Genomic DNA, 25,868 nt, shown 5'->3' with positions numbered 1-25,868 from the left:
CATTTCCTGGGCCTCAAAAAACGCCGAGACCAAGTTGCGGCTCCGTCCGGCGTCGCGACTTATGCTGAAATTGAGCATAAGGGGCTATCCACATATAGCCGCTCGTTCCGAAGATGCAAAGCATGCGGACGAAAAATCGTACGCGACCGTACGATTAAGCCGCGGGTGGCCCCAAAGTCCCCCGGGGGCTCAGTGCATGCGGCGGGCCTCGAACGCCTGGTCGATGGCCCGGATCAGGGCGTCGAGGGCGTAGGGCTTGCGCAGCAGGGGCCAGGGCGTGGCGCGGGCCTGGGCCAGTTCCTGGCCGGTGTAGCCCGAACTCAGCAGGATCGGCAGGTCGGGACGCTCGGCCGAGAGGATGGACGCCAGGTCCACGCCGCTCTTGTCGCCCGGCATCATCACGTCGGTGACCAGCAGGCCAAGCTCGGGGTGGGCGCGGGCCACGCTCAGGGCCTCGTCGGCGTCGCCGGCCCGGCGCACGTGGTGGCCCAGCTCCGTCAGCATGGCCTCGACCAGGTCGCCGACCTCGGAATCGTCCTCGGCCAGCAGCACCTCGACGCCGGGGCGCGGGGCGGGGGCGGCGACCGGGGCGTCCTGCAGGATCGCGCCCTCGTGGCTGGCCGGCAGCAGCATCGACACCGTCGTGCCCTTGCCGGGCTTGGAAGCGATCTCGACCTCGCCGCCGCTCTGGCGCACGAAGCCGTAGACCTGCGACAGGCCAAGACCCGTGCCCTTGCCCGAGGCCTTGGTCGTGAAGAACGGCTCGAAGGCGCGGGCGATGGTGTCGGCGTCCATGCCGGCGCCCTCGTCGCACACCGAGACGCGCAGATAGGCGCCCGGCTTCAGCTCGCCGCGGGTCTTGGCCAGGGTCTCGGGACCGGACTCCACGACGATGGTCCCGCCGGGCGGGCTGGCGTCGCGGGCGTTGACCACGAGGTTGAGCAGGGCGGCCTCGAACTGGCCGGAGTCGATCAGGGCGGTGCGGGTGCCCGATCCGAGGCTGAGCTTCAGCGGCAGCACCTCGCCGACGGCCCGCCGCAGCAGGGCCTCGCTCTCGGCGATCACCCGGTCGACGCGGCAGACCTGCGGATTGAGCGGCTGGCGGCGGGCGAAGGCCAGCAGGTGCTGGGTCAGCTTCTCGCCGCGCCGGGCGGCCGACAGGGCCGCGTCGACCATCTTATCGCGCCGGCGGGCGTCGTCCGGATGCCGCTGCACCACGTCCAAGGCGCCGATCACCACGGTCAGCAGGTTGTTGAAGTCGTGAGCCACCCCGCCGGTCAGCTGGCCGATGGCCTCCAGCTTCTGCGACTGGCTGAGGGCCGCCTGGGCCAGGTCGCGCTCGGCCAGGGCGGTGTCGACCTTGTCGGCCAGCAGCTCGTTCATGCCGGTCAGCTGGGCCTCGGCCTCCTTGGCCTCGCTGACGTCGAAGGCGATGCCGATGAAGCCGGCGAAGGCGCCGCCGGGGCCGTAGCGCGGCTGGGAGAACGATTTGAGCCAGCGCCACTCGCCGTCGGGCCGCCGGTAGCGGGCCTCCAGGCTGAAGGGCTTGCGCGAGGTCTCGCCGGCCAGTTGCGACTTGAGGATGGACGGCAGGTCCTCGGGATGGATGCGGGTGCGCCAGTCCAGCGTGAGGGCGGCGCGATAGTCGGCGCCGGCGAAGTCCACATAGGCCGCGTTGACGAAGTCGCGGGCTCCGCCCTGGCCGGTGATCCACATCAAGGCCGGGGCGCTGTCGGCAAGCGCCCGGAAGCGCGCCTCGCTCTCGCGCAGGCCTTCCTCGGCCTGGCGGCGCTTGGTGACGTCGAAATTGACGCCCAGCACGCGCACCGCCCGGCCGGCGGAGTCGCGCTCGATCTGGCCGCGGCCGTGGATCCAGCGTTCGCCCTCCTGGCTGTCGGTCAGCCGGTACTCGACCTCGTAGATCGGCCCGCTCTTGATGGCCTGGCGGATCTGCTCGCGCACCTTGGGGCGGTCGTCGGGATGCACGGCGGCGGCGACGTCGTCGAAGCTCAGCGGGCCGTCCAGCGGCAGGCGCAGGTTGCGGCGGGCGGCGGGGGAGAGATGCAGGGCGCCGCTGGCGACGTCCCACTCCCAGGGACCGACCCCGGCGGCGGCCTGGGTGACGTCGAGCCGGGCCTCGGCCTGCACCTGCCGTCGCCGGGCCTCGCCCAGGTGCGCGACCGCCTCGCGCAGGCCGTGAGCCACGGCCGTCGTGGCCGCGGCCGAGATCAGATAGAGGACCAGCGAGGCCGATTCCGCCTCGCTCAGGGGCTCGCCGTAGCGACCGGCCCACAGCCACCAGCCCAGCAGCCCGCCGCAGACGAGCGGAGCGACGCCCCAGCGCCAGCCGGCGTACAGCGTGACCAGCACCATGGCTGGGAAGAAGGCCTGGGTGGCGCCGATCGCCTGGTCGGGACCCAGCAAGGCGAAGCGCATGCCCAGGGCCGTCAGCGTCGCCACCACGGCGGCCGTCGCCGCGCGCCAGAAGGGCGGGGGAACCTCGGGTATGAGCCAGGCGCTTAGCAGGGCGGATGTCGAACGGCGAGGCTTCGACGCCTGGGGGAGCGGATCGTTTTTGTTCATTCTTGCTTCGCGCTCAGAAGCGGGCTTGCCATGAGCATGGACACGCTTACCTAGGACACGCAACACGGGAGATCATGAATGGCGACCGCTCCGAACATCGGCATTTCGGCCAAGCAACGCGCGGACATCGCGCAGGGACTGAACAAGGTCCTGGCTGACAGCTATGCGCTCTACCTCAAGACGCACGGCTATCACTGGAATGTCCGCGGTCCTTATTTCCAGTCGCTGCACATCCTGCTGGAAGGCCAATACAACGAAGAGTGGGCCGCTCTGGACCTGATCGCCGAGCGCATTCGCGCCCTGGGCGAACTGGCCCCGCAGGGCTACGGCGCCTTCGGCAACCTCTCCAGCATCAAGGACGGCGACGGCGAGAAGGACTGGGAGGCCATGATCAAGGAACTCCTGGCCGACAACGAGACGGTCATCGCCACCCTGCGCGCGGCCTTCCCGGCGGCTGAAGAGGCCGGCGACGAAGCCACCGCCGATCTCTACACCCAGCGCCTGGCGGCCCACGAAAAGCACGCCTGGATGCTGCGCTCGACCCTGAGCAAGTAGTCCGAACGCACCCGCGTGCCGTCCATCCGACGACAACGGGACCTGAAGGCCGCCGCGGCGCTGATCGCCGTCGGCGGCCTTTCTGCGTGCGCCACCGCCTATCACCTGCCGCGCCAGCATGGCCGCGCCGCGGGCGTGGCGAGCCAGGCCGGCACGCTGTCGGACGCGGGGCTCGCCCGCTACGTCGCCGACATGGATCCGGCCATGCTGGCCCTGGCCCGGCGGCATGATCCCAGGCCGCGCAAGGACTATTGGGGACGGGTGAAGGGCTGGGAGGTGATCGAGATCGCCACCATCCCGACCCTGGGCGACACGGTTCCCGACTTCGAGGACGCCCGCCGCATCAACGCCTACCGCCTGCCCGCGCCCCTGCCGATCGAGGCGGCCCGGCCCTTCGTGCTGAAGGCCTCGGGCGAGGAGCGGGCCAGAGCGCTGCACTGCCTTTCGCAGGCGGTCTATTTCGAGGCCGGCTTCGAGCCGGCGGACGGCCAGGCGGCCGTGGCCCAGACCGTGCTCAACCGCCTGCGCCATCCCGGCTATCCCAAGTCGATCTGCGGGGTGATCTACGAGGGCTCGCTGCGGAGCACGGGCTGCCAGTTCAGCTTCACCTGCGACGGCTCGCTGGAGCGGGCGGTGTCGCCCGCTCTGTGGAACCAGGCCGAGGCCGTGGCGCGGCGGGCGCTGTCGGGCTTCGTGATGAAGGATGTGGGCGTGGCCACCCACTACCACGCCGACTACGTCTCGCCGTACTGGGCGCCGACCCTGGTCAAGCTGCGCCAGGTGGGCACGCACATCTTCTATCGCTGGACCGGCCCGGCGGGGACGCTGGCGGCGTTCAGGGGGCGCTACGCCGGCGGCGAGACCAAGATCTCGGCCGACACCCTGATGGGCGCCGATCCGCGCACCCTGGAGGCCGCGCCGCCCGAGGTGCTGGCCCAGACGCTGTCGCAGACCTTGGGCGGCCCCGCGCCGGCCGCGGCCCTGAAGGACGCCCGCATCGTCGTCATCCCCGACGTTGCGGCGCCGGGCGGCGAGCGGCTGAAGGTCGAGGGCACGGTGGCCGGCCGCCGCATCGCCACGCCCGAGGAGATCGCCCGTATCAACAAGGCCCTGGAGGCCATGCCCGAGGTCCAGGCCCAAGCCGCCGCCAAGCCCGCGCCGCCGCCGGTGGTGGCCGCGCCTCCGCCCCCGCCGCCCAAGCCGAAGCCGAGAGCGCCGAACCTGCTGAACCCGCTGGATAATTAGCATCCCTCTCCCCTTGCGGGAGAGGGTGGCCTCGCGGAGCGAGGTCGGGTGAGGGGTGTCTCAGAAATCGAAGCTGCGTGCGGCGTCCAGGCTGGGCGGAGGCGTCTCATGTTTGAGAGACCCCTCATCCGTCGGCCTTCGGCCGCCACCTTCTCCCGCAAGGGGAGAGGGGCAAAGAAAAAGGGGCGACCGGCGGCCGCCCCTCGTTTCTCGTTCTGTCCGAAAGCCTACCAGGCCCCGATCTCGTTGGCCTCTTTGTGGCTGATCGGGTGGTGAGCCTTCTTGTGGTCTTCCTCGGCCAGGAAGCGGACAGCTTCCAGGGCGGCCATGCAGCCCATGCCGGCGGCCGTGACGGCCTGGCGGTAGACGTCGTCGGTGACGTCGCCGGCGGCGTAGACGCCTTCGATGGCCGTCGAGGCCGTGCCCGGCTTGACCTTCAGATAGCCGCCCGGGCCGGTTTCCAGCTGGCCCTTGAACAGCTCCGACGACGGGGCGTGGCCGATGGCGATGAACACGCCGTCGGTCTTCAGCTCGGTGGTCGCGCCGGTCTTGACGTTCTTCAGGCGCACGCCGGTGACGCCGGCCGGATCGCTGTCGCCCAGGACCTCGTCGATGGCGCTGTCCCAGACCACTTCGATTTTCGGGTGGGCCAGCAGGCGCTCCTGCAGGATCTTCTCGGCCCGCAGCTCGTCCTTGCGGTGCACCAGGGTGACCTTGCTGGCGAAGCTGGTGAGGAACAGGGCCTCTTCGACGGCCGTATTGCCGCCGCCGACCACCACGACCTCCTTGTTGCGATAGAAGAAGCCGTCGCAGGTGGCGCAGGCGCTGACGCCGAAGCCCTGGAACTTGCTTTCGCTCTCCAGGCCCAGCCACTTGGCCTGGGCGCCGGTGGCGATGATGATCGTCTCGGCGATCCAGTCCTGGCCGCTGTCGGTCTTCACCGTGAACGGGCGCTTGGAAAGGTCGACCGACAGCACGATGTCGTTGACCAGCTCGGTGCCCACGTGCTCGGCCTGGGCGCGCATCTGGTCCATCAGCCAGGGACCCTGGATGACGTCGGCGAAGCCCGGATAGTTCTCGACGTCGGTCGTGATGGTCAGCTGGCCGCCCGGCTGGATGCCGGCGATGAGCACGGGCTTGAGCAGCGCGCGGGCGGCGTAGATGGCGGCGGTGTAGCCGGCGGGGCCCGAACCGATGATCAGGCAGCGCGTGTGGCGAGGAGCGGTGGTGGACATGGCGGATATCTAGGCGCGATTCCGCTCGTGCGCTACATTGACGCCATGAACCCGCTGCTGGAACGCATCACGATCGAACCCGGCAAGGCCGGAGGCCGTCCCTGCATCCGCGGTCTGCGTGTGCGGGTGCAGGATGTTCTGGAGATGCTGGCGGCCGGCATGACCTCCGCCGAGGTGCTCCAAGAGTATCCTTACCTGGAACCGGACGACATACGCGCGGCGCTGGCCTACGCCGCCGCCGCGGTCGCCGACACCGCCGTCGTCGCCGCTTGAAGCTTCTGGTCGACGCCCAGCTTCCACAGGCCTTGGCCGAGTGGCTGCGCGACCAAGGCCTGTCGGCGGATCACTTTGCGGAACTTGGACTGCTGTCCGCGTCCGACGGCGAAATCTGGGACCTCGCCTTGAGCAAGGGCTACGTCATCGTCACCAAGGACCGCGACTTCGTCGAATGGTCGCGGCACAGGACGCCGCGCGCCAGGGTGCTGTGGGTTCGGTTTGGAAATATGAGCCGCGAGGTTCTTCTGGCGCGAATGGGAAGCGCCTTGAGTGAGCTTCGGCAGGCTCTGGCGGGAGATCGGCCGTCATCGAGATTGGTCGCTGAGAATTGAAGGGGGAGCCATGAAGGGCGGATTGACGATCGGCATCGGGGCCGGGACGGCGATCGGGGTCGCGCTCGGCGTGGCGACCAACAACATCGCCATGGGCATCGCGATCGGCGTCGCCATCGGGGCGGGCCTGGGCACGGCGCTGGAGGCGGCCAAGCCGGCCGGGGCGAAGCCCGGCAAAGGCGGCGACGGGGGGGACGCGTCCTCGTCGACGTATTCCGATGGCGGTTCCTCGACCTCGGACTCTTCGTCGAACGCGTCGGACTGCGGATCCTCTTCCGACGGCGGTTCGTCGGACGGGGGAAGCTGCGGCGGTGGTGACGGCGGAGGCGGTGGCGGGGATTGACGCCTCGTCCACGATTTCAGGGTTAATATGGCGAGGACACGCGTGAGTTCGCCCATGACCGCTTCGCCCGAAATCGAGATCGCCGGCCGCAGGATCGGCGCCGACCATCCGCCCTATGTGATCTGCGAGCTGTCGGGGAACCACAACGGCAGCCTCGACCGCTGCCTTTCGATGGTCGACGCGGCCGCCGACACCGGCTGCGACGCGATCAAGATCCAGACCTACACCGCCGACACCATCACGCTCGACGTCGACCGGCCCGAGTTCAAGATCAACGGCGGCCTTTGGGACGGGCGAAGCCTCTATGAGCTCTACCAGGAGGCCCAGACGCCGTTCGAATGGCACGCGGCGATCTTCGAGCGCGCCAGGAAGCGCGGCGTGACGATCTTCTCCAGCCCGTTCGACGAGACGGCGGTCGACCTGCTGGCCGGGCTCGACGCCCCCGCCTACAAGATCGCCTCGTTCGAGGCGGTGGACCTGCCGCTGATCCGCTACGCGGCCAGCAAGGGCAAGCCGCTGATCATCTCGACCGGCATGGCCAACCTGGCCGAGATCGAGACCGCCCGGAACACCGCCTTGGAAGCCGGGGCGGCGGGGGTGCTGCTGCTGCACTGCGTGTCGAGCTATCCCGCCACCTTCGCCGACGCCAACGTCCGGACCGTGGCCGACATGGCCGCGCGCTTCGGCTGCCCGATCGGACTTTCGGATCACACGCCGGGCACGGCCGCCTCGGTGGCGGCGGTGTCGGTGGGCGCGGCCGCCATCGAGAAGCACTTCACCCTGGCTCGCGCCGACGGCGGGCCGGACTCGGCCTTCAGCCTGGAGCCGGCCGAGTTCCGGGCGCTCGTGAACGACACCAAGAACGCTTGGGCCGCCCTGGGCCGCGCCCACTACGACGTGCTGGGCTCCGAGCAGGCCAACCTGCAGTACCGCCGCTCGCTCTACGTCACCGCCGACGTGCCGGCCGGCGCGATCCTGAGCCGCGACAATGTCCGCTCGGTGCGTCCGGGCATCGGCCTGCCGCCGGGCGACCTCGACAAGGTGCTGGGCCGCCCCGCCGCCCGCGCCCTGAGCCGCGGCGAGCCGCTGGCCTGGGACATGGTGGGCTGAGGCCAGCCCAGGCATGACCGACAAGGTTTCCAGCACGCTGGTGGTTCGGCGCTCGCCGCGTCGTCTGCTCGTGAAGACCGGGACTGTGCCTTTGGCCTTCGCCACCCTGGGGGCGGTCTTCGGGCTGTTCGATCCCCGCATGGCGGCGCCGGCCTATACGCTGGCCGCGGCGTTCGGCGTCTTCGTGGGGGCCGGCGTAATCGGCGCGGCCCTGGACAAAAAGGGCGCCCTGGCCCTGTCCGAGGACGGTGTGCGCTGGCGGGGACTGTGGGTGGCGCGAGGCGGGTATCTGCCGTGGGGCCGCGTCGCCGCCGTGCGGCTGGAGACCTATCGCGGCAAGTATGTGGATCATACGCGGCTGCGGATTTCGCTGCGGCCGACGGGGCAGCCGGCGCTCATCGCCGAGCCGATGATCGCGCTGGACGGGCTGGACGCCGATCCCGAGGCGATCCTCGAGGCCTTCAGCCGCTACGTCTTCGTGCAGGACGACCGTTAGGCGTCGTCAGCGGCGGTCGAACCGGCTGACCAGCCACGCGGCCAGGAGGGTCAGCGGAACGAAGGAGAACGCGATCAGCGTCGATTGAATGAATGGGTTCATGCTCAATCCTCTACGCGACCCAAAACGTAGTGCAGGACGCCTTGTGAGACAAGAAACGCGGTTGCCGAGAGCACGACGACGCCTAGGTCGAAGTGGCGAGCCGAGAGGGGTTGCAGAACGGCAGTGACCAGCAGTGCGACCGAAATCGCATTGAGGGTGGTCGCGACCGCCTTGCGACGCTCGTTGCGCCCCGCCTTGCTGATCTCCGGTCTTGAACCCCTGGCTCCCATGGCGAGAACATAGGGTGAACAATTCTGGATTGCAATTCAGTCCTTCGCTCGCGCCGCGTCCATCCGCGCCAGCACCTCGGTCGCCGCGCGGCCGGTCTCGTCGACCGGGTCGTAGGTCCAGCCGTGGAAGGCGCCGCCATAGGGGCGGGCCGCGCCCTGGCGTTCCAGTTCCTCGTGGAAGAGGCGGAACTTCAGGCTGTGGCCTTCCATCTTGAGGATGAACACCGGCTTGCCGGTCGAGGCGGCCTCGGTGGCCATGTTGGTCGAGTCCTCGGTGACGAGGATGTAGTCGGCCGCCGCCAGGAAGGCGAAATAGGGATTGGGGCCGTCCCCATCCCAGATGATCCCGGGCAGGTCGCGCAGGCGGGCGGCCAGGAGGGCGCGGGCCGGCTCGGGCGTGCGGCGCGAGAAGGTCAGCAGCAGGCTGCCGCCTTCCTGCTCCAGCGGCAGCTGGATCTCGTGGGCCATCTGGGCGGCGCGCTCGACCGACAGGTCGAAGGCCTTGGACTTGCCGCCCAGCAATACGGCGACGCGCGGACGGGGCAGGGCCTCGATGGCGTCCTTGAACTTCTCGTACTCGGCGTCGAGGCGCTGCTGGCTGACGCGGTGCGGCGAGCCGGTGATCGGGATCACGTTGTCGCCGGTCAGCCGGTCGTGCTTGGGCGGGATGACCAGGTCGAACATCTGGGCCGGGACGCGCGGGTCCTGGATCTGCACGACATAGGTCTTGCCGGCCGACCATTTCCTGAGGCGGATCGACAGGGGCAGGGTGGCGCGGCCGGCGGCGACCCACAGGTCGGGCCAGGGCGCGGTGATCTCGCTTTCGGGGGTGATCCAGCGCTTGGGCAGCCAGGCCAGCCACCAGGGCAGGCGGCCGGTGCGGCCCTTCCAGGACACGCGCTTGACCACGATCTTCGCAGGACGCTGGCGCGCGATCGCCTCGGCCAGGCCCACGGCCTGGGCCTCGATGCCGGCGCGACCGTCGGAGACGGCCCAGATGGTCAGCGGTTCAGGACGAGGCTTTTCGCTCGCGCTCATCAGTCCAGCCCTCAAACGGCGAACGCCGCGGACCCGCCTTCGAAAGGGCGGATCCACGGCGATTGGCCGAACTTCATGGCGGGGTTAGGGCTAAGCCCTAGACCCACTCGACCTTGAGGATCTCGTAGGCCTTCACGCCGCCGGGGGTGTTGACCTCGACGACTTCGCCCACTTCCTTGCCGATCATGGCCCGCGACAGCGGCGAGCTCAGCGAGATGCGGCCCGACTTCACGTCGGCTTCGTGGTCGCCCACGATCTGGTAGCGGGCTTCTTCTTCGGTGTCCTCGTCGACCACGCTGACCGTGGCGCCGAACTTCACCTGAGCGCCGGAGAGCTTGGAGACGTCGATGACCTGAGCGCGGGCGATCTTGTCCTCGATCTCGGCGATCTGGCCCTCGATCCAGCCCTGGCGTTCCTTGGCGGCGTGGTATTCGGCATTTTCCGAGAGGTCGCCATGCGATCGCGCTTCGGCGATCGCGGCGATCACGGCGGGCCGTTCAATCGTCTTCAAACGCTTCAGTTCTTCGTCGAGGGTTTGATAACCCAAGACGGTCATCGGCACTTTTTCCATTGCGGATTTTAGCTCGGTTCGCCGTAAGGGGAGGAAGACTCCTAGTCGCTGGCGCACGCGACCGGGGGCTGAGAGGATAGGCGCCGCATTCTGGATAAGCAAGTCTCACGCGTCGGGCGACGCGCGCGGCCAAGCTGGCGGTCCTTCTTCCCCTACAGAGCTCCCGTCAGGCCCGCTTCAGCGCGCCGGGCCGCGAGGCCAGGCGGCGGTCGCCGGGCAGCTGGAACTGGCCGACCAGGCGGGCCAGCTCGCCGGCGTCGTCGTTGAGGGCGTGGGTGGCCGCGGCGGTCTCCTCCACCAGGCCCGCGTTCTGCTGCAGCACCTGGTCCATCTGGTTCACCGCGGTGTTGACCTGGGTCAGGCCCTGGGCCTGGTGCTGGGCGCTGGCGGCGATCTCGGAAACCAGGCCGTCGATCTCGGCGATCTGCGAGACGATGCGCTCCAGCGCCTCGCCCGTGCGGCCGACCAGCTCGACGCCTTCGCCGACCTGGCGGGTCGAGGTGGTGATCAGCTGCTTGATCTCCTTGGCGGCCTCGGCCGAGCGCTGGGCCAGGCCCCGCACCTCGGAAGCGACCACGGCGAAGCCCTTGCCGGCCTCGCCGGCGCGGGCGGCTTCGACGCCGGCGTTCAGGGCCAGCAGGTTGGTCTGGAAGGCGATCTCGTCGATGACGCCGATGATCCGCGAGATCTGGGTGGCCGAGGTCTCGATCGCGCCCATGGCGTCGACGGCCTCGCCGACCACCTCGCCCGAGCGGCGGGCGTCGTCGCGGGCGCGGGCCACGACGGCGGCGGCCTTGCGGGCGCCGTCGGCCGTCTGACCGACGGTGGCGGTGATCTCGTCCATGGCGCTGGCGGTCTCGGCCAGGTTGGCGGCCTGCTGCTCGGTGCGGCGCGACAGGTTCGAGGCGGCGTCGGCGATCTGGTCGGAGCCGCGGCGCACGCCGCCGGCGCGCTCGTCGATGACGGCCAGGGCGTCGGCCAGCTTGACGGCCGCCTGGTTGAAGTCGGCGCGCAGCTGCTCGTAGGACTCGGAGAACTGCTCGACCAGACGGACCGACAGGTCGCCCTTGGCCAGGCGCGACAGGCTCTGGGCGAGGGCGTCGACCATGTCGGCGCGCTGGCGCTCGGCGGCGGCCTGGACGGCGGCGTGGGCGACGCGGCCTTCCTCTTCCGAGCGGCGGGCGTGGTCGGCGGCGGCGTCGGCCTCGCGGGCCTCCTGCATGGCCTCCTCGGCCTTGGCGCGGGCGCGCTCGGCCAGGCCGATGACGCGGTGCAGGCCTTGGGTGGCCATGATCAGGGCCCCGGCCTCGACGATCAGGATGACGGCGTGGACCAACACGCGGCCCAGGCTCGCCGAGCCCGGGAAGACGGCGGCGGGCAGCAGGTAGCTGAGCGAGAGGTGGTGGACGGCGACGGTGGCGGCCGCGGCGGCGATGACGGTCCAGTCGCAATAGACGACCAGCAGGGCCAGGGCCGCGAAATAGGCCATGTGCATGTCGATCTGCCAGGCGTGGCCGTCGAGGGCGGCGACCAGCAGCGAGACCTGGGCCATCAGCGCCACGCCCGACAGGATGCGGCCCGTCTGGGTTTCGCCGCGCTGCAGGACGGCGCCGGCCGCCAGGGCGGCGGTCATCACCGCGGCGATGGCGATGCCGAGCACGTGCTCGCCGACCAGGAAGCGGGCGCCGATGACGATCGGGGCCATGACCGACGTCAGGGTCAGGATCAGGCGGCCGCCGAGGCGGCGCTGGACGTCGAGGTTCGAGGTCTTCGAGCTCATGGGCGGGGTTCCAGAACGGACTTGGCGGCGCAGACGCCGGCGGCCTCGGGATCGAGAAGGACGATCGCGCCGGCGGCGCGCAGGCGCTGACCCAGGGTGGCGGGATCGCCGCGCAGGATCAGGATGAAGGGCACGGACCCGGCGCCGGCGATGTCGCCGGCCGTGGTCGCCGCGCCGGCGGCGTGGGCGGCCGACCACCAGGGCGGGAAGACGGCGGCGACGCGGCCCGGATCGCGCGGCGAGGCGCTGGACAACGTCACCGCCAGAAGTGTCAGAACAATCGCGCAGGTTGCGGCCAGTGTTCGACCCAGGGCGTGAAGCAGATCACGCCAGGTTCGAACACGCTGCAGGGACAACCTCGATCTCCGGGGCAAGGCGCGCCTGGATCGCGCACGTCAGGGGGCGATCTTTTGCGCGATCACGGTGATCGAAGTCTTAAGATCACGGTCGAGCGTCGCCATGTCGCAGGCGATGAGCTTGACCGTGAGTTGCGTTCCCCTCGCTCAGTCGGCGTAGGCGTATTCGCCGCCGCGCTCCAGGGCGGTGCGATAGGCCGGGCGGGCGTGGATGCGTTCGAGGAAGGCCTTCACCCGGGGGCGCGAATTGGCCCCGGCGCGCGAGGCGGCGGCCTCCAGCGGGAAGCTCATCATCACGTCGGCGGCGGTGAACGCGGGGCCGGCGAACCACTCGGACTTGGCCAGTTCGGCGTCCCAATAGTCGATGTGGGCCTTCAGTTGAGGATCGACGAAGCCGGACTGGGCCTTGCCGGCGATGGCTTTCACCAAGGGCTTGAGCAGGCCCGGCGAGCGGGCGGGCAGGGCGCTGAACACCAGCTTCAGCAGCAGCGGCGTCATGGCCGAGCCCTCGGCATAGTGCAGCCAGTAGGTATAGCGCAGGCGCTCGGGCGTGCCGGCGGCTGGGATCAGCCGGCCGTTCCCGTAGGTGTCGAGGATGTATTCGATGATCGCGCCGGTCTCGGCGATGGTCTTGTCGCCGTCGGTGATCACCGGCGACTTGCCCAGCGGATGGATGGCCCGCAGTTCGGGCGGGGCCAGCATGGTCTGGAGGTTCCGCTCGTAGCGCTTGACCTCGTAGGGGACGCCCAGCTCCTCCAGCAGCCAGAGGACGCGCTGGCTGCGCGAGTTGTTCAGGTGGTGGACGACGACCATTCGGGCTTTCCCTGCCTTCTGCTTAAGGGTCCGGACGATGGCTGGCCATTCAGCGTTCGGCAAGGTTTACCGCGTCTTGTTCGCCCTCAAGTCGAGTCGGGGGACCTGATGAGTATGCGTAAGACGTTCGGTCGGCTGTCTCTGGCCGGCAAGCTGATGGCCGCAGGCGGCGCCGCCCTGGGCGTGCTGCTGATCGCCGGCTCGCTGCTGATCTCGTGGCAGAGCGGCAAGGCGGTCAAAAGCCTGGCCCAGCGCTACGCCGCCAGCGTCACCGCCCAGACCGCCCAGGAGATCAAGAACGACCTCGACGACGCCGACGCGGTCGTGCGCTCGTCGGCGGGCCTGTTCGCGGCCAGCTACCAGGCCGGCCAGCGTGATCGCGCGGTCTATCTGGCCCAACTGAAGCCGATCGCCAGCGCCTCGCGCACCGAGCTGGGCGCCTGGCTGATGTTCGCCCCCGGCGCTCTGGGCGACGACGCCGCCTTCGTCGGCCGCGCCGACCTGGGCTCGACCCCGCAGGGGCGGTTCATCGGCTACTGGGTGAAGAACGGCGACAGCCTGAGCCTGGAGCAGGGCGAGGACGCCGAGTTCGGCGAGGACTTCTACACGACCAGCGCCGCCAGCGGCCGGCCGGCGATCCTGGAGCCCTATCGCGACAACATCACCGACGGCGGCGAAACCAAGATGCTGCTGATGACCTCGGTGACCTATCCGGTGATCGTGGACGGCAAGACCGTGGGCGTCATGGGCGCGGACCTGGCCCTGGACGACATCGCCAGCCGCCTGACCGCCCTGAAGCCGTTCGACGACGGCCGGGCCATGCTGGTCTCGCCGGGCGGCCTTTGGGTGTCGCACCCCGAGGCGGACCTGCGGATGAAGGCCTATTCTGATCCCGGGCTCGATACGATCAAGGCGGTGATCGCCGGCGGCGGTCCGACGGTGATCGAGGGCGTGAAGATCAAGGGCCAGCGGGCCGAGCGGCTGGTGGCGCCGGTGCGCCTGGCCTCGGGCGCGACCTGGGCCATGGTGGTGGACGTCACCGAGGACGCCCTGCTGGCGCCGGCCCGCAAGCTGGCCATGGGCCTGGCGATCGGCGGCCTGGTGCTGCTGGCCTGCGCGCTGGGCGTGCTGGCCCTGGCCTCGCGCCGGCTGATCGCCCAGCCGCTGCTGGCCCTGCGCGGCGCCGTGGGCGTGCTGGCCGAGCACCGCTACGACCAGCCGGTGGCCGAAGCCGCCCGCGCCGACGAGATCGGGGCCATCGCCCGGGCGCTCGACACGCTGCGGCAGGAACTGGCCCGCGCCCAGGCCATGCGCGAGGAGCAGGAAGGCCTGCGCCGCGCCGCCGACGCCGACCGCGACCGGGCCGCGGCCCTGACCCTGTCGATCGACGAGCAGACCGACGTGGTCCGCCAGGTGGGCGAGGCCCTGGCCGCCGTGGCCGAGGGCGATCTGGGCCGTCGCATCCCCGGTCCGTTCGCCGAGGTCTACGAGCCGCTGCGCCGCGACTTCAACACCGCCGTCGAGAGCCTGGAGCAGGCGATCGGCGAGATCGCCGAGGCCAGCGCCGCCATCGGCGAGGCCACGACCGCGCTCAGCCGCGCCTCGGGCGAGCTGGCCGGCCGCACCGAGCGCCAGGCCGCCGGCATCGAGCGGGCCGCGGGCTCCTTGAACGAGATCACCCAGGCCGTGGGCGAGGCGGCCGGCGGGGCCGACGAGACCCGCCGCCTGGTCGCCGCCGCCCGCGCCGAAGCCGACCAGGGCGGGACGGTGGTCACCCAGGCCGCCGCCACCATGGGCGAGATCGACGCCTCGGCGCGCCAGATCGGCGACATCGTCGGCCTGATCGACGAGATCGCCTTCCAGACCAATCTTCTGGCCCTGAACGCGGGCGTGGAAGCCGCTCGGGCCGGCGACGCCGGTCGCGGCTTCGCGGTGGTGGCCCAGGAGGTGCGGGCCCTGGCCCAGCGCTCGGCCGGCTCGGCCAAGGAGATCAAGACCCTGATCGGCGCCTCTGCCGTGCGGGTCGAAGCGGGCGTAGGCTTGGTCGAGCGGACCGGCTCGGCCCTGCATGGCGTGGCCGGGCGCATGGCCGGCATCGACGCCGCCGCCACCCGCATCGCCTCGTCGGTCCGCGAGCAGGCCCAGGGCCTGTCGGCGGTCAACGCCGAGGTCGCCGAGATGGAGCGCTTCACCCAGGAGAACCTGGTCATGGTCGACCAGGCCCGCGTGGCCGACCAGGCCCTGGCGGGCCAGGGCGCACGGCTGGAGGCCCTGGTGGGGCGGTTCCGGCTGGGGCGGACGGCGGGGCGGCGTCGGGCGGCGGCTTAGGCTTCGAGCCTTCGCCTTTCCCTATCCGCCCGTCATTCCCGCCCTTGTGGCGGGAACCCCTCTGTCAGCCGCAAGGGCGGAGGGGGCGGCGTGCTGAGCACGCCGCTGGCATTTCACGTGACAGCTGAACCAGGGTTTCCCGCCACAAGGGCGGGAATGACGGGCGGATAGGGGGAGCGGGCTAAATCACGCTCTCGACGATGTGAGCGCGGTATAGCACGGCGATCAGGTCGGTCTGGGTGATCACGCCCACCAGCTTGCGGTCGCGGTCGACGACCATGGCCTCGTGGGTCTGGCCGCTCGAGAGGATCGGCAGCAGGGCGGCGATCGGGGTGCCTTCGCGGACGCGGTGGACGAAGGGGTCGAGCGCGGCTTCGACCGTGCGGCGGCGGTTGGCCTGGAGTTCGGCGCGGCGGGCCATGCCGATGACGCGGCCCTCCTCGTCCACGACCGGGGCGACGCGCAGGTCGTGGCTCTGCAGGAAGGCCAGGGCGCTTTCGGCCGACTGGGCGCGGTCGAGCCGGATGACGTCGCGGGACATCACGTCGCCGCAGCGGATCTGCGAGTGCAGGCGCTGGTGGGCCTCGATCTCGACCTCGCGGAACAGGGCGTCGAGGTCCTCGCGGCTGACGTCGAGCAGCTCGCCGTAGCGGGCCAGGGCCTTGTCGAGGTCGCCGGTGCTGTAGCCGATGCGCGAGGCGGGGGCCGGATCGGCCGTGCCGTGCGGGTTGGCCGGCGGGGCCGGGGCCTTGTGCGGATAGGAGCGGCCGACCGCGCGGTTGTAGACCATGCCGGCCAGGACCAGCAGGATCGAGTCCACGGCCACCGGATTGAGCGCGAAGAGATAGCCGGCCTTGGTCACGGCCGGTCCGCCGATGACGGTGATCAGGGCCACCGCGCCGCCGGGCGGGTGCAGGCAGCCCAGCAGCACCATGGCGGCGATGGCCAGGCCCACGGCCAGGGGGGCGGCGAGCAGCGGCTGGGCCGGCAGCAGCAGGGCCACGGTGATGCCGATCAGCGCCGAGACGACATTGCCGCCGATCACGCCGCGCGGCTGGGCCAGGGGGCTGGCGGGCACGGCGAAGACCAGCACGGCCGAGGCCCCGATCGGCGCCACCAGCAGCGGATGCAGCCAGTCGCCGCCGCCGACGGCGAAGCGTCCCAGCACCCCGGCGAACAGCAGGCCCAGCAGTGCGCCGCCGCCGCCCTTCAGAGCGTCGGCCGGTCGGATCGGGGTCTTGCCGCGAAGCAGGGTCAGCAGGCGGTCGGTGTTGAGCGCGGTCGTCAAAGCGGTCATGGGCGTTTTGATAGGCGATGCGGACCGCCGATGGCGCCGAAAATCGCTGTCGAACGGCTCAGCCGCGCTGGAAGGCGAGGACGACGAGGCCGGCGACGATACAGGCCTGGGCGAAGACGATCAGGGCCAGCCAGGCGCCGAACGGCTGCTTGCGGGTCTTGTGGCGCAGCCAGCGCTGGGCCAGCAGCGCGCCGGGCGCCGCGCCCAGGCAGGCCGACAGCAGCAGCACCCGCTCGGGCACGCGGCGGTCGCCCTCGACGGCGGCGGCCTTGTCGTGGGCGAACAGCATGAAGCAGAAAAGGTTGGCCGCCAGCAGGGCCAGGACGACGATGAAGGTCACCGCACCTGTTCCGGCGGGGCGTGGTCGAGGGGCGCGAGGTCGGGCTCCACCCAGCCGCGGCGGGCGGCGACGCTGAACAGGCGCTCGCGCGACCAGAAGCCCAGCGGCCAGGCCTTGTCGCCCAGCGGCGTGGCCAGCAGGCGGGCGGCCGCCTCGGCGTCGTCCGCATCGGCGGGCAGGGCGGCGACGAAGGCGCGGATGGCGGCCAGATAGGCCTGGGTGATGGTCTCGTGATAGCCGCTGGTGTCGTCGTTCACCCCGCCGACGGCTTCGTTATAGGCGCGGATGATGCCCGGCAGGTCGCGCTCGAGGCCCGCGTCGCGGGTGCGGACGAGGCGCAGCGTCGCGGTCAGGTGGGCCGCGTGGGTCCACTCTTCCTTGGGCAGGCTGCGGTCGAGCAGGCGCTCGGCCAGGCGGGCGATTTCGGCGGTGGCGTAGGCGGTCATGGCGGGTTCCGTGGAACCCGTCTGTAGGGGAGGCGGGCGAGCGAGGCTAGGGGAGACCGCCTTCGGCGGCCCCCTCAGTCGGCTTCGCCGACAGCTCCCCCAGAGGGGGAGCATCTGCGCCGCGTAGATCCTCCCCCTTTGGGGGAGGTGGCCCGGAGGGCCGGAGGGGGTTACCGCCGCACGTCCATCAGCTTGCCCTTCTGGTGCATGTCGAGCAGTTGGGCGTTGGAGATGAAGTAGGTCTCGCCGGCGACGTAGTCGGAGGGGCTGGCGCCCCAGGGGACGTCGGACGAGCGGTTGTAGATCTTCTTGCTGGGATGGATGTAGACGCCCTCGGCGTTGACCGCGCTGACAACGGCCGCGCCGTACTGGCAATCGGGGCACTCGGTGTTGCGGCTGTCTCGGCCGAAATCCATCGTATAGACGTCGTCGACGTGGGGCGCGTGCAGATAGGTCAGGTTGTTCTTGCCGTCGACCGCGGCGCTGATACCGACCAGCACGATCAGGGCGCCGACGCCGCCCAGGCCCACCAGCCAGCCGCGACGATCGATGAACGGGATCGGCGGCTTGGAGAGGCCCGCCTCGAAGGTCTTCGAGTTCAGCAGGCGGTCGGCGTGGCCGCAGGTTTCGCAGACCTTGTGCCAGACCTTGCCGGTGGTCCAGCGGAACAGGAACCACAGGTGCCGCACGGTGTAGTCCAGGACCACGGTGCTGGGCTGTTCCTTCTCGCAGTGACTGCACTGGAACGCGCCGGCGTTGGCGAACACGCGTCGTTGGCCCTGATGCCCCCAGGCAAAGAACATGGTCGTTTCCCCCTTGTCGGCCGCCATCGTGATGGTTCGGCGACCGTTGTTCCTCGATGCTAAGACACCGGTGTCCAGGCAGGCAAGCGGGATGCGTGTGTTCGCGGTGAAGTTTCTCGCGGGGCGCGTATGTTGAAGCCGCCCCCGTGGAGACCAAACGAAAAAGGCCGCCCGGATCGCTCCGGGCGGCCTTCCTGTCTCGAAAGCTCGGGGCGTCTTACGACGCGTAGCTTTGCAGCGGGCGCACTTCCAGGGCCTTGGCCGGGGCCGAGGAGATGGCCTGGGCGGCGGCGAGGGCGCCGGCGCTGGTGGTGTAGTAGGGCACCTTCATCATCAGGGCCGTGCGGCGGATGTCGAAGCTGTCTTCCAGGGCCTGCTTGCCTTCGGTGGTGTTGAACACCAGCTGCACGCCGCCGTTCTTCATCACGTCGACGATGTTCGGGCGGCCTTCCAGCACCTTCTTGACCAGCTCGACCTCGACGCCCTGCTCGGCCAGGTAGCCGCGGGTGCCGACGGTGGAGATGACCTTGAAACCGGCCGCTTGCAGCAGCTTCACCGGCTCGACGATCCAGGGGCGGTCGCTTTCCTTGACCGACACGAACGCCGTGCCCGAGGTCGGCAGGGTGACGCCGCCGCCCAGCTGGCTCTTGGCGAAGGCGCGGGCGAAGGCCGGACCCAGGCCCGTCTCGCCTTCACGGATCCAGTCGAGGCCCATGACCTCGCCGGTCGAGCGCATTTCCGGGCCGAGGATGGTGTCGACGCCGGCGAAGCGGGCGAACGGGAAGACAGCTTCCTTGACCGCGATGTGGTCGTAGGGCTCGTCCTTCAGGCCGAACTCAGCGAGCTTGGCGCCGGCCATCAGCTTGGCGGCGATGGCGGCGACCGGCTGGCCAATCGTCTTGGCGACGAACGGCACGGTGCGCGAGGCGCGCGGGTTCACTTCCAGCACGTAGATGCGCGGGTTTTCGCCGTGCGGCTCCTCGATGGCGAACTGCACGTTCATCAGGCCGCGCACGTTGAGGGCCAGGGCCATCTGCACGGTCTGGCGCTTCAGCTCCTCGACGGTCTCGGCCTTCAGCGAGAAGGGGGGCATCGAGCAGGCCGAGTCGCCCGAGTGGACGCCGGCTTCCTCGATGTGCTCCAGCACGCCGGCCACGAACACGCTTTCGCCGTCGCACAGGGCGTCGACGTCCACTTCGGTGGCGCGGCTCAGATAGTGGTCGAGCAGGATCGGGTGCTCGAACGAGATCTCGCCGGTGTTGGCGATGTAGCGCTCAAGCTGCTCGTGGTCGCGGATGATCTCCATGCCGCGGCCGCCCAGCACGTAGGACGGACGCATCACGAACGGGAAGCCGATCTTGTCGCCTTCGGCGCGCGCTTCATCCCAAGTGCGGGCGATGGCGTTTTCCGGCTGGGCGATGTTCAGGCCGTTCAGCAGTTGCTGGAAGCGCTCGCGGTCCTCGGCCAGGTCGATGGCGTCGGGGCTGGTGCCCAGGATCGGCACGCCGGCCTCTTCAAGCGCGTGGGCCAGCTTCAGCGGGGTCTGGCCGCCGAACTGGACGATGACGCCGGCCAGCTCGCCCTTGCTCATCTCGACATGCAGCAGCTCCAGCACGTCCTCGGCCGTCAGCGGCTCGAAGTACAGGCGGTCGGAGGTGTCGTAGTCGGTCGAGACGGTCTCGGGGTTGCAGTTGACCATGATCGACTCCACGCCGATCTGGTCGAGCGCGAAGGCGGCGTGGCAGCAGCAGTAGTCGAACTCGATGCCCTGGCCGATGCGGTTGGGACCGCCGCCGAGGATGACGGCCTTCTTGGCGCCCGACGGCTCGCTCTCGCACTCGGGAACCTGGCCCAGGGCGCCGAACTCGTAGGTCGAGTACATGTAGGGCGTGGTGGCCAGGAACTCGCCGGCGCAGCTGTCGATGCGCTTGAAGACCGGGCGGACGTTCAGGCCCTGGCGGGCGGCGCGGACGGCCTTTTCATTGGAGGCGGTCAGCTTGGCCAGGCGGGCGTCGGAGAAGCCCTGGGCCTTGAGGGCGCGGAAGCCTTGGGCGTCCTTGGGCAGGCCGCCGGCCCGGACCAGGCCTTCCTGGCGGACGATCTCTGCGATCTGGCGCAGGAACCAGGGTTCATAGGAACAGGCTGCGTTGACCTCTTCCACGGTCAGGCCGTGGCGGAAGGCCTGGGCGATGACGCGCAGGCGGTCGGGGGTGGGCACGCCCAGGGCGCGGATGACCGCGGCCTTGCCGGTGTCCGGATCCTCGGCGCCGTGGATTTCCACCTCGTCGAAGCCGTTCAGGCCCGTCTCCAGGCCGCGCAGGGCCTTCTGGACGCTTTCCTTGAAGGTGCGGCCGATGGCCATCACTTCGCCGACCGACTTCATGGCGGTGGTCAGCAGGGGCTCCGAACCCGGATACTTCTCGAAGGCGAAGCGCGGGATCTTGGTGACCACGTAGTCGATCGACGGTTCGAACGAGGCCGGGGTCGCGCCGCCGGTGATGTCGTTCTTCAGTTCGTCGAGCGTGTAGCCGACGGCCAGGCGGGCGGCGACCTTGGCGATCGGGAAGCCGGTGGCCTTCGACGCCAGGGCCGACGAGCGCGACACGCGCGGGTTCATCTCGATGACGACCATGCGGCCGTCGGCCGGGTTCAGCGCGAACTGGACGTTCGAGCCGCCGGTCTCGACGCCGATCTCGCGCAGCACGGCGATCGAGGCCGCGCGCATCCACTGGTATTCCTTGTCCGTCAGGGTCAGGGCCGGGGCGACGGTGATGCTGTCGCCGGTGTGGACGCCCATCGGGTCGATGTTCTCGATCGAGCAGACGATGATGCAGTTGTCCGCCGTGTCGCGGACCACTTCCATCTCGTATTCCTTCCAGCCCAGGACGCTCTCTTCGATGAGCACCTCGGTGGTCGGCGACAGGTCGAGGCCGCGGGCGACGATCTCCTCGAATTCCTCGAGATTGTAGGCGATGCCGCCGCCGGTGCCGGCCAGGGTGAAGGACGGACGGATGATCGCCGGCAGGCCGACGAAGGCCAGGCCGTCACGGGCCTCTTCCATGTTGTGGGCGGCCTTGGACTTGGGGCTTTCGAGGCCCAGCTTGTCCATGGCGTCGCGGAACTTCTGGCGGTCCTCGGCCTTGTCGATGACCTCGGCCTTGGCGCCGATCATCTCTACGCCGAACTTCTTCAGGACGCCGGCTTCCTCGAGGGCGAGGGCGGTGTTGAGGGCCGTCTGGCCGCCCATGGTCGGGAGGAGGGCGTCGGGGCGCTCCTTCTCGATGATCTTGGCGACCATGTCCGGGGTGATCGGCTCGATGTAGGTCGCATCGGCCACGTCCGGATCGGTCATGATCGTGGCCGGGTTCGAGTTGACCAGGATGATGCGGTAGCCCTCGGCGCGCAGGGCTTTGCACGCCTGGACGCCCGAATAGTCGAACTCGCAGGCTTGACCGATGACGATCGGGCCGGCGCCGATGATCAGGATCGAGGAGAGGTCGGTACGTTTGGGCATGGCTACTTCTTCACGACTACTGTTTCCCAACCGTCGTAGTCCGCTTGGAAGCGGTCCGACCAGTCGAGAAACCGGCTGTTCAGGGAGTTGAGCGTTTTGGCGTCGACGGCGGTCTGGAGGGTCAGGATGCTGCCCTCCGGCTTGCCGTCGGTCTTGCGGGTCTTGAAACCAGAAGCCTTGGCGGCCTTGCGCAGGCCTTGCTGGTCGCCTTCGTAGAAATAGAAGTCGACCGGTCGGACGCTGGTCCCGTCGTCGCCCTGCTGGGCGAGCGAGTTGCGCACCGAGTCGTCGCCGGAAGCCTGGACCTCCAGGCGCGTGGGCCGCCAGGTCGCGAGTTCGGAGACCGGACGGCGCTCGGCGGTGATCGCGACGCCGGCGGGCGCCGCGATGGTTTTCAGGGCCGCGATCGTCCGGTCCGGCGCGTCGGTGACCAGCAGGTAGGTGCGGCGCCCTTGGGCGGGCTCGGTATGGGTGGCGGCCAGCCGCGACGGCGCGTCCTTGAGGATCTCGCCGAAGCGATCATCGATGGCCGTATGATAGTCCCAGTCCGTGACGTTTCCCTCGAAGGCCAGCGTCAGGGCGACGATCGTCTGGTCGGACGAGGTCTTGGCGGCCGTGTCGAAGACCACGATCGACCCGTGATCGGTCTCGCCGTCACGGAGATAGAGGATCAGTTCGTCGCTGAAGTGTTGGAACGATTGGGCGTGCGAGGCCTGGCCGCAGGCGCTCATAGCCAGAAACAGCGCGCCGATCAGGCCTCGCTTCATTCTGGCTAGAGGGTGCGTCATCGTGATCTCGCGCGAAGACACGGGCGCGCACCATCGCGCGTCCGCTGCCGGCCATCTTGCAGGTTAAGCCGCCCCTTTAGAGAGGGAGTCAGGCGGGCGCAACCCCAGAGTCGGGGAGTCTGGAAAAGCGCTGTTAGCTGTGAAGCTTAGGCGGCCGGCGCGGGAGGCTTCGGGGCGTTGTCAGGCCCCGATCGTGGAGGCCGGCGCCCAGGACGGGCGCCGCAGCCAGAGCTCGGCGATCGCCAGGTTGGGAACCCAGCACAGGAAGGCGATCGCGAGGTAGGCCTCGCGCATCGGCAGGCCCGAGATCGCCGCCAATGGCAGGTAGAGCCGCAGGGTGACAGCCGCGAAGGTCAGGGCGAAGGAGCGGATTATCCAGGCCCGGTGTTCAGGGATGCGGCGGGCGATCGCGTGGCGCACGGCCTGGACGGTGGTCCACAGCCAGGCTAGCGCGAGCAGGCCGAAGCCCGCCGTGGCGATCGGGCCCGCGGTCGAGCCGAGCGACAGGACGAGGCCCGCGAGCCCGCCCACCAGGCAGCCGGCGACATAGAGCCGACCGAGCGCGCGGTGCAGGGCGGGGCGGCGGGCGCGCAGGCCGGCCAGGAACTGGAAGGGTCCCACCAGCAGGGCGGCGCCCGCTCCGGTCACGTGCAGCAAAAGGAACGGCGAGAAGAACGGGTTGGCGCGGATGCCCGGCGGCGCGGGCGCGGCCGGCGCCACGTAGCGATAGGCGTAGAAGGCGATGGCGACGCTGAGCAGGGCGCCGAGCGTCCAGAGCGTGCGGGAAAGAGCGCGGGGCAAGGATGGTCTCCGGTCGGGTTCGCGCCGAGATTGCGAGGGGCGGCGGAGCGCGCTACCGGGGTTGCGCGAGCGGCGCCCATTCTGCGCGAGCGGCGCCGCGGGAGGTCGGGGATCAAGGATGACGCCCATCGACGGTTGGCCCATCGGGCGGCGGCTGGCGGCGGACCTGGCGCTGCTGACGGCTCTGGGCCTGTTCATGGGCGTGCTGGCCCCGTGGGGCACGGCCGACCTCGGCCCGGTCGGCAAGATCACCTACTGGCTGGCCTGCATCGTCGGCGGCGGCGTCGTCGGCGTGGCGGTGGACGAGGCTCTGGGCCGGCGGCTTGGCGGCTTCTGGAAGCGGCTGGTCGTCGTGACCCTGCTGATGACGCCGCTGGTCACGGCCTGGGTGTCGTCGATCGAGGTCTTCTATGGCGCCGACGACGTCCACATGCCGCTCGAGCTTTGGTGGCGGGTCTGGGTGATCAGCGCGCTGGTCATGGCCATGCGGGCCCTGGTCTGGCGGGCGCCGCGCAGGGTGGTCGAGACCCGGGTGGTGGTCGAGCCGCCGTTGCCGCAGGCCGAGGCCGCCTTCCGTCGCCGCCTGTCGGCCCGGCGGCGGAGCGCGCGGCTGATCGCGGTGGAGGCTCACGACCACTACCTGAAGGTCCACACCGATGCGGGCGAGGAATTGCTGACCCTGCGCTTTTCCGACGCCCTGAAGGATCTCGCCGGCGTCCACGGCCTGCAGGTGCACCGGTCCTGGTGGGTAGCGGCCGAGGCGATCGAGGGCGTGCGCTGGCGGCGCGGGGCGGGCGAGTTGGTGTTGGCGGGCGGCGTGAACGCGCCGGTCAGCCGGCGACATGCGCCGACGGTGCGCGCGGCGGGCTGGGTTTAACGCTTGGCCGCCGGGGCCTTCACCACCGGAACCTCTGCGGGCGGGGCCGCCAGGCTCCAGGCCCAGCCGGCGACGGCGCGGTCGTAGCCCATGTGGAACAGGGCCTTGCGGTTGTCGGCGGCGAAGTCGAGGCCCGAGGTGTCGGCCTCGGCGGCGTCCGGAATGGCGCTGTAGAACAGCTGGCCGCCGTTGCGCTGGGCGAAGCCGGCGCTGGCGGCCAGGTGGGTGCGGATCAGGGCCTTGCTCATGGTCTGCCATGAACGGCCGACGATCGAGGCCGCGCTGCCCTTGGTGAAGCCGAAGACGCCCCCGACCTGGCCGTTGACCACGACGAAGATCCGGCCCGGGCGGGCCTCGCCCTTGTCGACGGTCCACAGCAGCAGGGACTCGGGCGCGACAAAGAACGGGATCGAGACGCCGCCATCGACGTGCATCTCCGAGAGCCTCCGGCCCTGGCCCTCGACCTGGATCAGGGCGGGCGGGAAGACGCCGGGAATGCTGGCCGAGGCGACCAGCACGTCCTGGAACAGCTTGCGCGAGGCCTCGTCGCCCTTGGAGGCGATGGCGCCCATGTCCCAGATCACCGTCTCCTCGGTGTCGAGATTGGTGGTGGCGATGAGCAGGCGGCGGCCGCGGCGGTGCTCGGCGGCGACGGCCTGCATCATGTTGGCGTCGGCGTACTTCTCGACCAGGTCGCGCAGGGCGCCGCTGTCGTAGAAGCTGGGGTGGAACAGCACGCCCAGGCCGCGCGGCTGCAGGATGCGGTCGGCGGCCGGGCCGGTATAGACCTCGGTCAGCCGCTCGTCCCAGGTGGGGCCGAGGAAGGCGAAGGGGGCGGTGAGGGCGCCGGTGGAGACGCCGGTGACGATGTCGAACTCGGGCCGCTCGCCGGTCTTGGTCCAGCCGGCGACCACGCCGGCCCCGTAGGCGCCGTTCGAGCCGCCGCCCGACAGGGCCAGGACGTCGAAGGTCTTCTGGCCCTTGGCGCGGTTGCGGGCGGCTTCGGCGAAGCGGATGCCGGCGGCGCTGTCGCTGGCGTTGAAGCGGATGTCCGACAGGCCCGTGGGCGGCGGGCCGACCATGTCGCTGGCCTTGTAGGCGTCGCGCGAGATCGAGCCGCAGGCGGTCAGGGCCAGCAGGGCGAGGGCGGCGGCGAGGAGGCGGATCGGACGCATGGCGACTGGGTGGGCGGACTGGTTTGGAGACACCGCGCGAACCTAGGCGGGGAGGGCGCTTGCGTCCACCGGATGGCGCCAGCGTGCAAGACGGGAGCCGTAAACGCAAAACGGGCCGGCTTGCGCCGGCCCGTCTCAGTTCGTCAGGTCAGAGCGGCTTACGCCGACTGCAGTTGACCGGCCGACATCTTGCCGCTGCGACGGTCTTGTTCCAGCTCGTAGCTGACCTTTTGACCTTCGTTCAGCGAGCCCAGACCGGCGCGCTCAACGGCCGAGATGTGCACGAACACGTCGTTGCCGCCGTCGTCCGGCTGGATGAAGCCGAAGCCCTTGGTGCCGTTGAACCATTTCACGGTGCCGATAGCCATTTGGGTAGTCCTTTAGTTCATAGTTCAGGGCGTCGCGAGGCGCGTGCCGGCGACGATCAATTTCGT

General features: G+C 70.0%; 25 protein-coding genes. 9 read left to right on the top strand and 16 right to left on the bottom strand.

Features of this window, described 5'->3' with window-relative positions; translation table 11 throughout:
- Window positions 1-189: 189 nt before the first annotated feature.
- Complete coding sequence (locus AC07NG_RS20155; protein WP_494595931.1) at window positions 190-2,463, bottom strand: hybrid sensor histidine kinase/response regulator; 2,274 nt, start codon at window positions 2,461-2,463, stop codon at window positions 190-192.
- 198 nt (window positions 2,464-2,661) lie between these two features.
- Between AC07NG_RS20155 and AC07NG_RS20150 the strand changes: the two genes are divergently transcribed.
- Together AC07NG_RS20150 and AC07NG_RS20145 are read left to right on the top strand one after the other, a co-directional pair.
- The gene (locus AC07NG_RS20150; protein WP_487287652.1) at window positions 2,662-3,138 is read left to right on the top strand and encodes a Dps family protein; all 477 of its coding nucleotides are present in this window, start codon (window positions 2,662-2,664) and stop codon (window positions 3,136-3,138) included.
- 15 nt (window positions 3,139-3,153) lie between these two features.
- Window positions 3,154-4,383: a cell wall hydrolase gene (locus AC07NG_RS20145; RefSeq protein WP_494595930.1), complete on the top strand. Its 1,230-nt coding sequence runs from the start codon at window positions 3,154-3,156 to the stop codon at window positions 4,381-4,383.
- A 227-nt stretch (window positions 4,384-4,610) separates the two neighbouring features.
- Here the strand turns inward: AC07NG_RS20145 and trxB are convergent, their stop codons facing one another.
- Window positions 4,611-5,618 carry a thioredoxin-disulfide reductase gene (gene trxB / locus AC07NG_RS20140; RefSeq protein ID WP_492855026.1) on the bottom strand — a complete coding sequence of 336 codons (1,008 nt, stop codon included), beginning with the start codon at window positions 5,616-5,618 and terminating at the stop codon, window positions 4,611-4,613.
- Window positions 5,619-5,645: 27 nt separating this feature from the next.
- Here trxB and AC07NG_RS20135 point away from each other — a divergent pair, with 27 nt between their 5' ends.
- The 5 genes from AC07NG_RS20135 to AC07NG_RS20115 are packed head-to-tail and all read left to right on the top strand — an operon-like array spanning window position 5,646 to window position 8,175.
- Window positions 5,646-5,891, top strand: a complete 246-nt coding sequence (locus AC07NG_RS20135; protein WP_492855025.1) for a DUF433 domain-containing protein — start codon at window positions 5,646-5,648, stop codon at window positions 5,889-5,891.
- Complete coding sequence (locus AC07NG_RS20130) at window positions 5,888-6,226, top strand: DUF5615 family PIN-like protein (RefSeq protein ID WP_494595927.1); 339 nt, start codon at window positions 5,888-5,890, stop codon at window positions 6,224-6,226. Before AC07NG_RS20135 ends, AC07NG_RS20130 begins: the two co-directional genes overlap by 4 nt.
- Window positions 6,227-6,236: 10 nt before the next feature.
- On the top strand, window positions 6,237-6,569 hold the full coding sequence (locus AC07NG_RS20125; protein WP_492855023.1) for a glycine zipper domain-containing protein: 333 nt from the start codon (window positions 6,237-6,239) through the stop codon (window positions 6,567-6,569).
- A 54-nt stretch (window positions 6,570-6,623) separates the two neighbouring features.
- Window positions 6,624-7,679: a pseudaminic acid synthase gene (pseI, locus tag AC07NG_RS20120; protein ID WP_494595926.1), complete on the top strand. Its 1,056-nt coding sequence runs from the start codon at window positions 6,624-6,626 to the stop codon at window positions 7,677-7,679.
- A 13-nt stretch (window positions 7,680-7,692) separates the two neighbouring features.
- On the top strand, window positions 7,693-8,175 hold the full coding sequence (locus AC07NG_RS20115; protein ID WP_494595924.1) for a hypothetical protein: 483 nt from the start codon (window positions 7,693-7,695) through the stop codon (window positions 8,173-8,175).
- A 368-nt stretch (window positions 8,176-8,543) separates the two neighbouring features.
- Here AC07NG_RS20115 and AC07NG_RS20110 read toward each other — a convergent pair whose 3' ends face one another.
- The 5 genes from AC07NG_RS20110 to AC07NG_RS20090 form a co-directional block, all read right to left on the bottom strand.
- Window positions 8,544-9,545 (bottom strand): mitochondrial fission ELM1 family protein, encoded by a 1,002-nt coding sequence (locus tag AC07NG_RS20110; protein ID WP_494595922.1) that lies wholly within the window; start codon window positions 9,543-9,545, stop codon window positions 8,544-8,546.
- A gap of 97 nt (window positions 9,546-9,642) precedes the next feature.
- The gene (gene greA, locus AC07NG_RS20105) at window positions 9,643-10,116 is read right to left on the bottom strand and encodes a transcription elongation factor GreA (RefSeq protein WP_110121313.1); all 474 of its coding nucleotides are present in this window, start codon (window positions 10,114-10,116) and stop codon (window positions 9,643-9,645) included.
- Between the two features lie 166 nt (window positions 10,117-10,282).
- The gene (locus AC07NG_RS20100) at window positions 10,283-11,896 is read right to left on the bottom strand and encodes a methyl-accepting chemotaxis protein (RefSeq protein WP_494595921.1); all 1,614 of its coding nucleotides are present in this window, start codon (window positions 11,894-11,896) and stop codon (window positions 10,283-10,285) included.
- Complete coding sequence (locus AC07NG_RS20095) at window positions 11,893-12,150, bottom strand: hypothetical protein (protein WP_494595919.1); 258 nt, start codon at window positions 12,148-12,150, stop codon at window positions 11,893-11,895. The genes AC07NG_RS20100 and AC07NG_RS20095 overlap by 4 nt, the downstream gene beginning before the upstream one ends.
- Before the next feature lie 249 nt (window positions 12,151-12,399).
- Entirely contained in the window at window positions 12,400-13,065 is a 666-nt protein-coding gene (locus AC07NG_RS20090; RefSeq protein WP_494595917.1) for a glutathione S-transferase, read from the bottom strand.
- 114 nt (window positions 13,066-13,179) lie between these two features.
- Here AC07NG_RS20090 and AC07NG_RS20085 point away from each other — a divergent pair, with 114 nt between their 5' ends.
- Window positions 13,180-15,393 carry a methyl-accepting chemotaxis protein gene (locus AC07NG_RS20085; protein ID WP_494595915.1) on the top strand — a complete coding sequence of 738 codons (2,214 nt, stop codon included), beginning with the start codon at window positions 13,180-13,182 and terminating at the stop codon, window positions 15,391-15,393.
- A 181-nt stretch (window positions 15,394-15,574) separates the two neighbouring features.
- Here the strand turns inward: AC07NG_RS20085 and AC07NG_RS20080 are convergent, their stop codons facing one another.
- The 7 genes from AC07NG_RS20080 to AC07NG_RS20050 all read right to left on the bottom strand — a co-directional run bounded on the left by AC07NG_RS20080 (window position 15,575) and on the right by AC07NG_RS20050 (window position 23,382).
- Complete coding sequence (locus AC07NG_RS20080; protein ID WP_494595913.1) at window positions 15,575-16,690, bottom strand: HPP family protein; 1,116 nt, start codon at window positions 16,688-16,690, stop codon at window positions 15,575-15,577.
- Window positions 16,691-16,748: 58 nt separating this feature from the next.
- Window positions 16,749-17,030 carry a DUF1294 domain-containing protein gene (locus AC07NG_RS20075; protein ID WP_494595912.1) on the bottom strand — a complete coding sequence of 94 codons (282 nt, stop codon included), beginning with the start codon at window positions 17,028-17,030 and terminating at the stop codon, window positions 16,749-16,751.
- Entirely contained in the window at window positions 17,027-17,476 is a 450-nt protein-coding gene (locus AC07NG_RS20070) for a hypothetical protein (protein WP_494595911.1), read from the bottom strand. The genes AC07NG_RS20075 and AC07NG_RS20070 overlap by 4 nt, the downstream gene beginning before the upstream one ends.
- Window positions 17,477-17,646: 170 nt before the next feature.
- Window positions 17,647-18,279 (bottom strand): hypothetical protein, encoded by a 633-nt coding sequence (locus AC07NG_RS20065; protein WP_494595909.1) that lies wholly within the window; start codon window positions 18,277-18,279, stop codon window positions 17,647-17,649.
- Window positions 18,280-18,496: 217 nt separating this feature from the next.
- Entirely contained in the window at window positions 18,497-21,793 is a 3,297-nt protein-coding gene (gene carB, locus AC07NG_RS20060; RefSeq protein WP_494595907.1) for a carbamoyl-phosphate synthase large subunit, read from the bottom strand.
- A 2-nt stretch (window positions 21,794-21,795) separates the two neighbouring features.
- Entirely contained in the window at window positions 21,796-22,560 is a 765-nt protein-coding gene (locus tag AC07NG_RS20055) for a ribonuclease E inhibitor RraB (RefSeq protein ID WP_494595906.1), read from the bottom strand.
- Window positions 22,561-22,761: 201 nt separating this feature from the next.
- Window positions 22,762-23,382, bottom strand: a complete 621-nt coding sequence (locus AC07NG_RS20050) for a DUF2306 domain-containing protein (protein WP_494595904.1) — start codon at window positions 23,380-23,382, stop codon at window positions 22,762-22,764.
- 118 nt (window positions 23,383-23,500) lie between these two features.
- On the opposite strand from AC07NG_RS20050, the gene AC07NG_RS20045 reads away from it, so the two are divergent.
- Entirely contained in the window at window positions 23,501-24,259 is a 759-nt protein-coding gene (locus tag AC07NG_RS20045; RefSeq protein WP_494595902.1) for a LytTR family DNA-binding domain-containing protein, read from the top strand.
- On the opposite strand, the gene AC07NG_RS20040 is transcribed toward AC07NG_RS20045, so the two are convergent.
- Window positions 24,256-25,434, bottom strand: a complete 1,179-nt coding sequence (locus AC07NG_RS20040) for a patatin-like phospholipase family protein (RefSeq protein WP_494595900.1) — start codon at window positions 25,432-25,434, stop codon at window positions 24,256-24,258. The two genes, AC07NG_RS20045 and AC07NG_RS20040, sit on opposite strands and share 4 nt — an antisense overlap.
- A gap of 158 nt (window positions 25,435-25,592) precedes the next feature.
- Window positions 25,593-25,802, bottom strand: a complete 210-nt coding sequence (locus tag AC07NG_RS20035) for a cold-shock protein (protein ID WP_110118155.1) — start codon at window positions 25,800-25,802, stop codon at window positions 25,593-25,595.
- Window positions 25,803-25,868: the final 66 nt, after the last annotated feature.

This window comes from Caulobacter sp. GW821-FHT10C03 (genome assembly GCF_059415485.1).
This window is presented reverse-complemented; position numbering and strand designations above follow the sequence as displayed.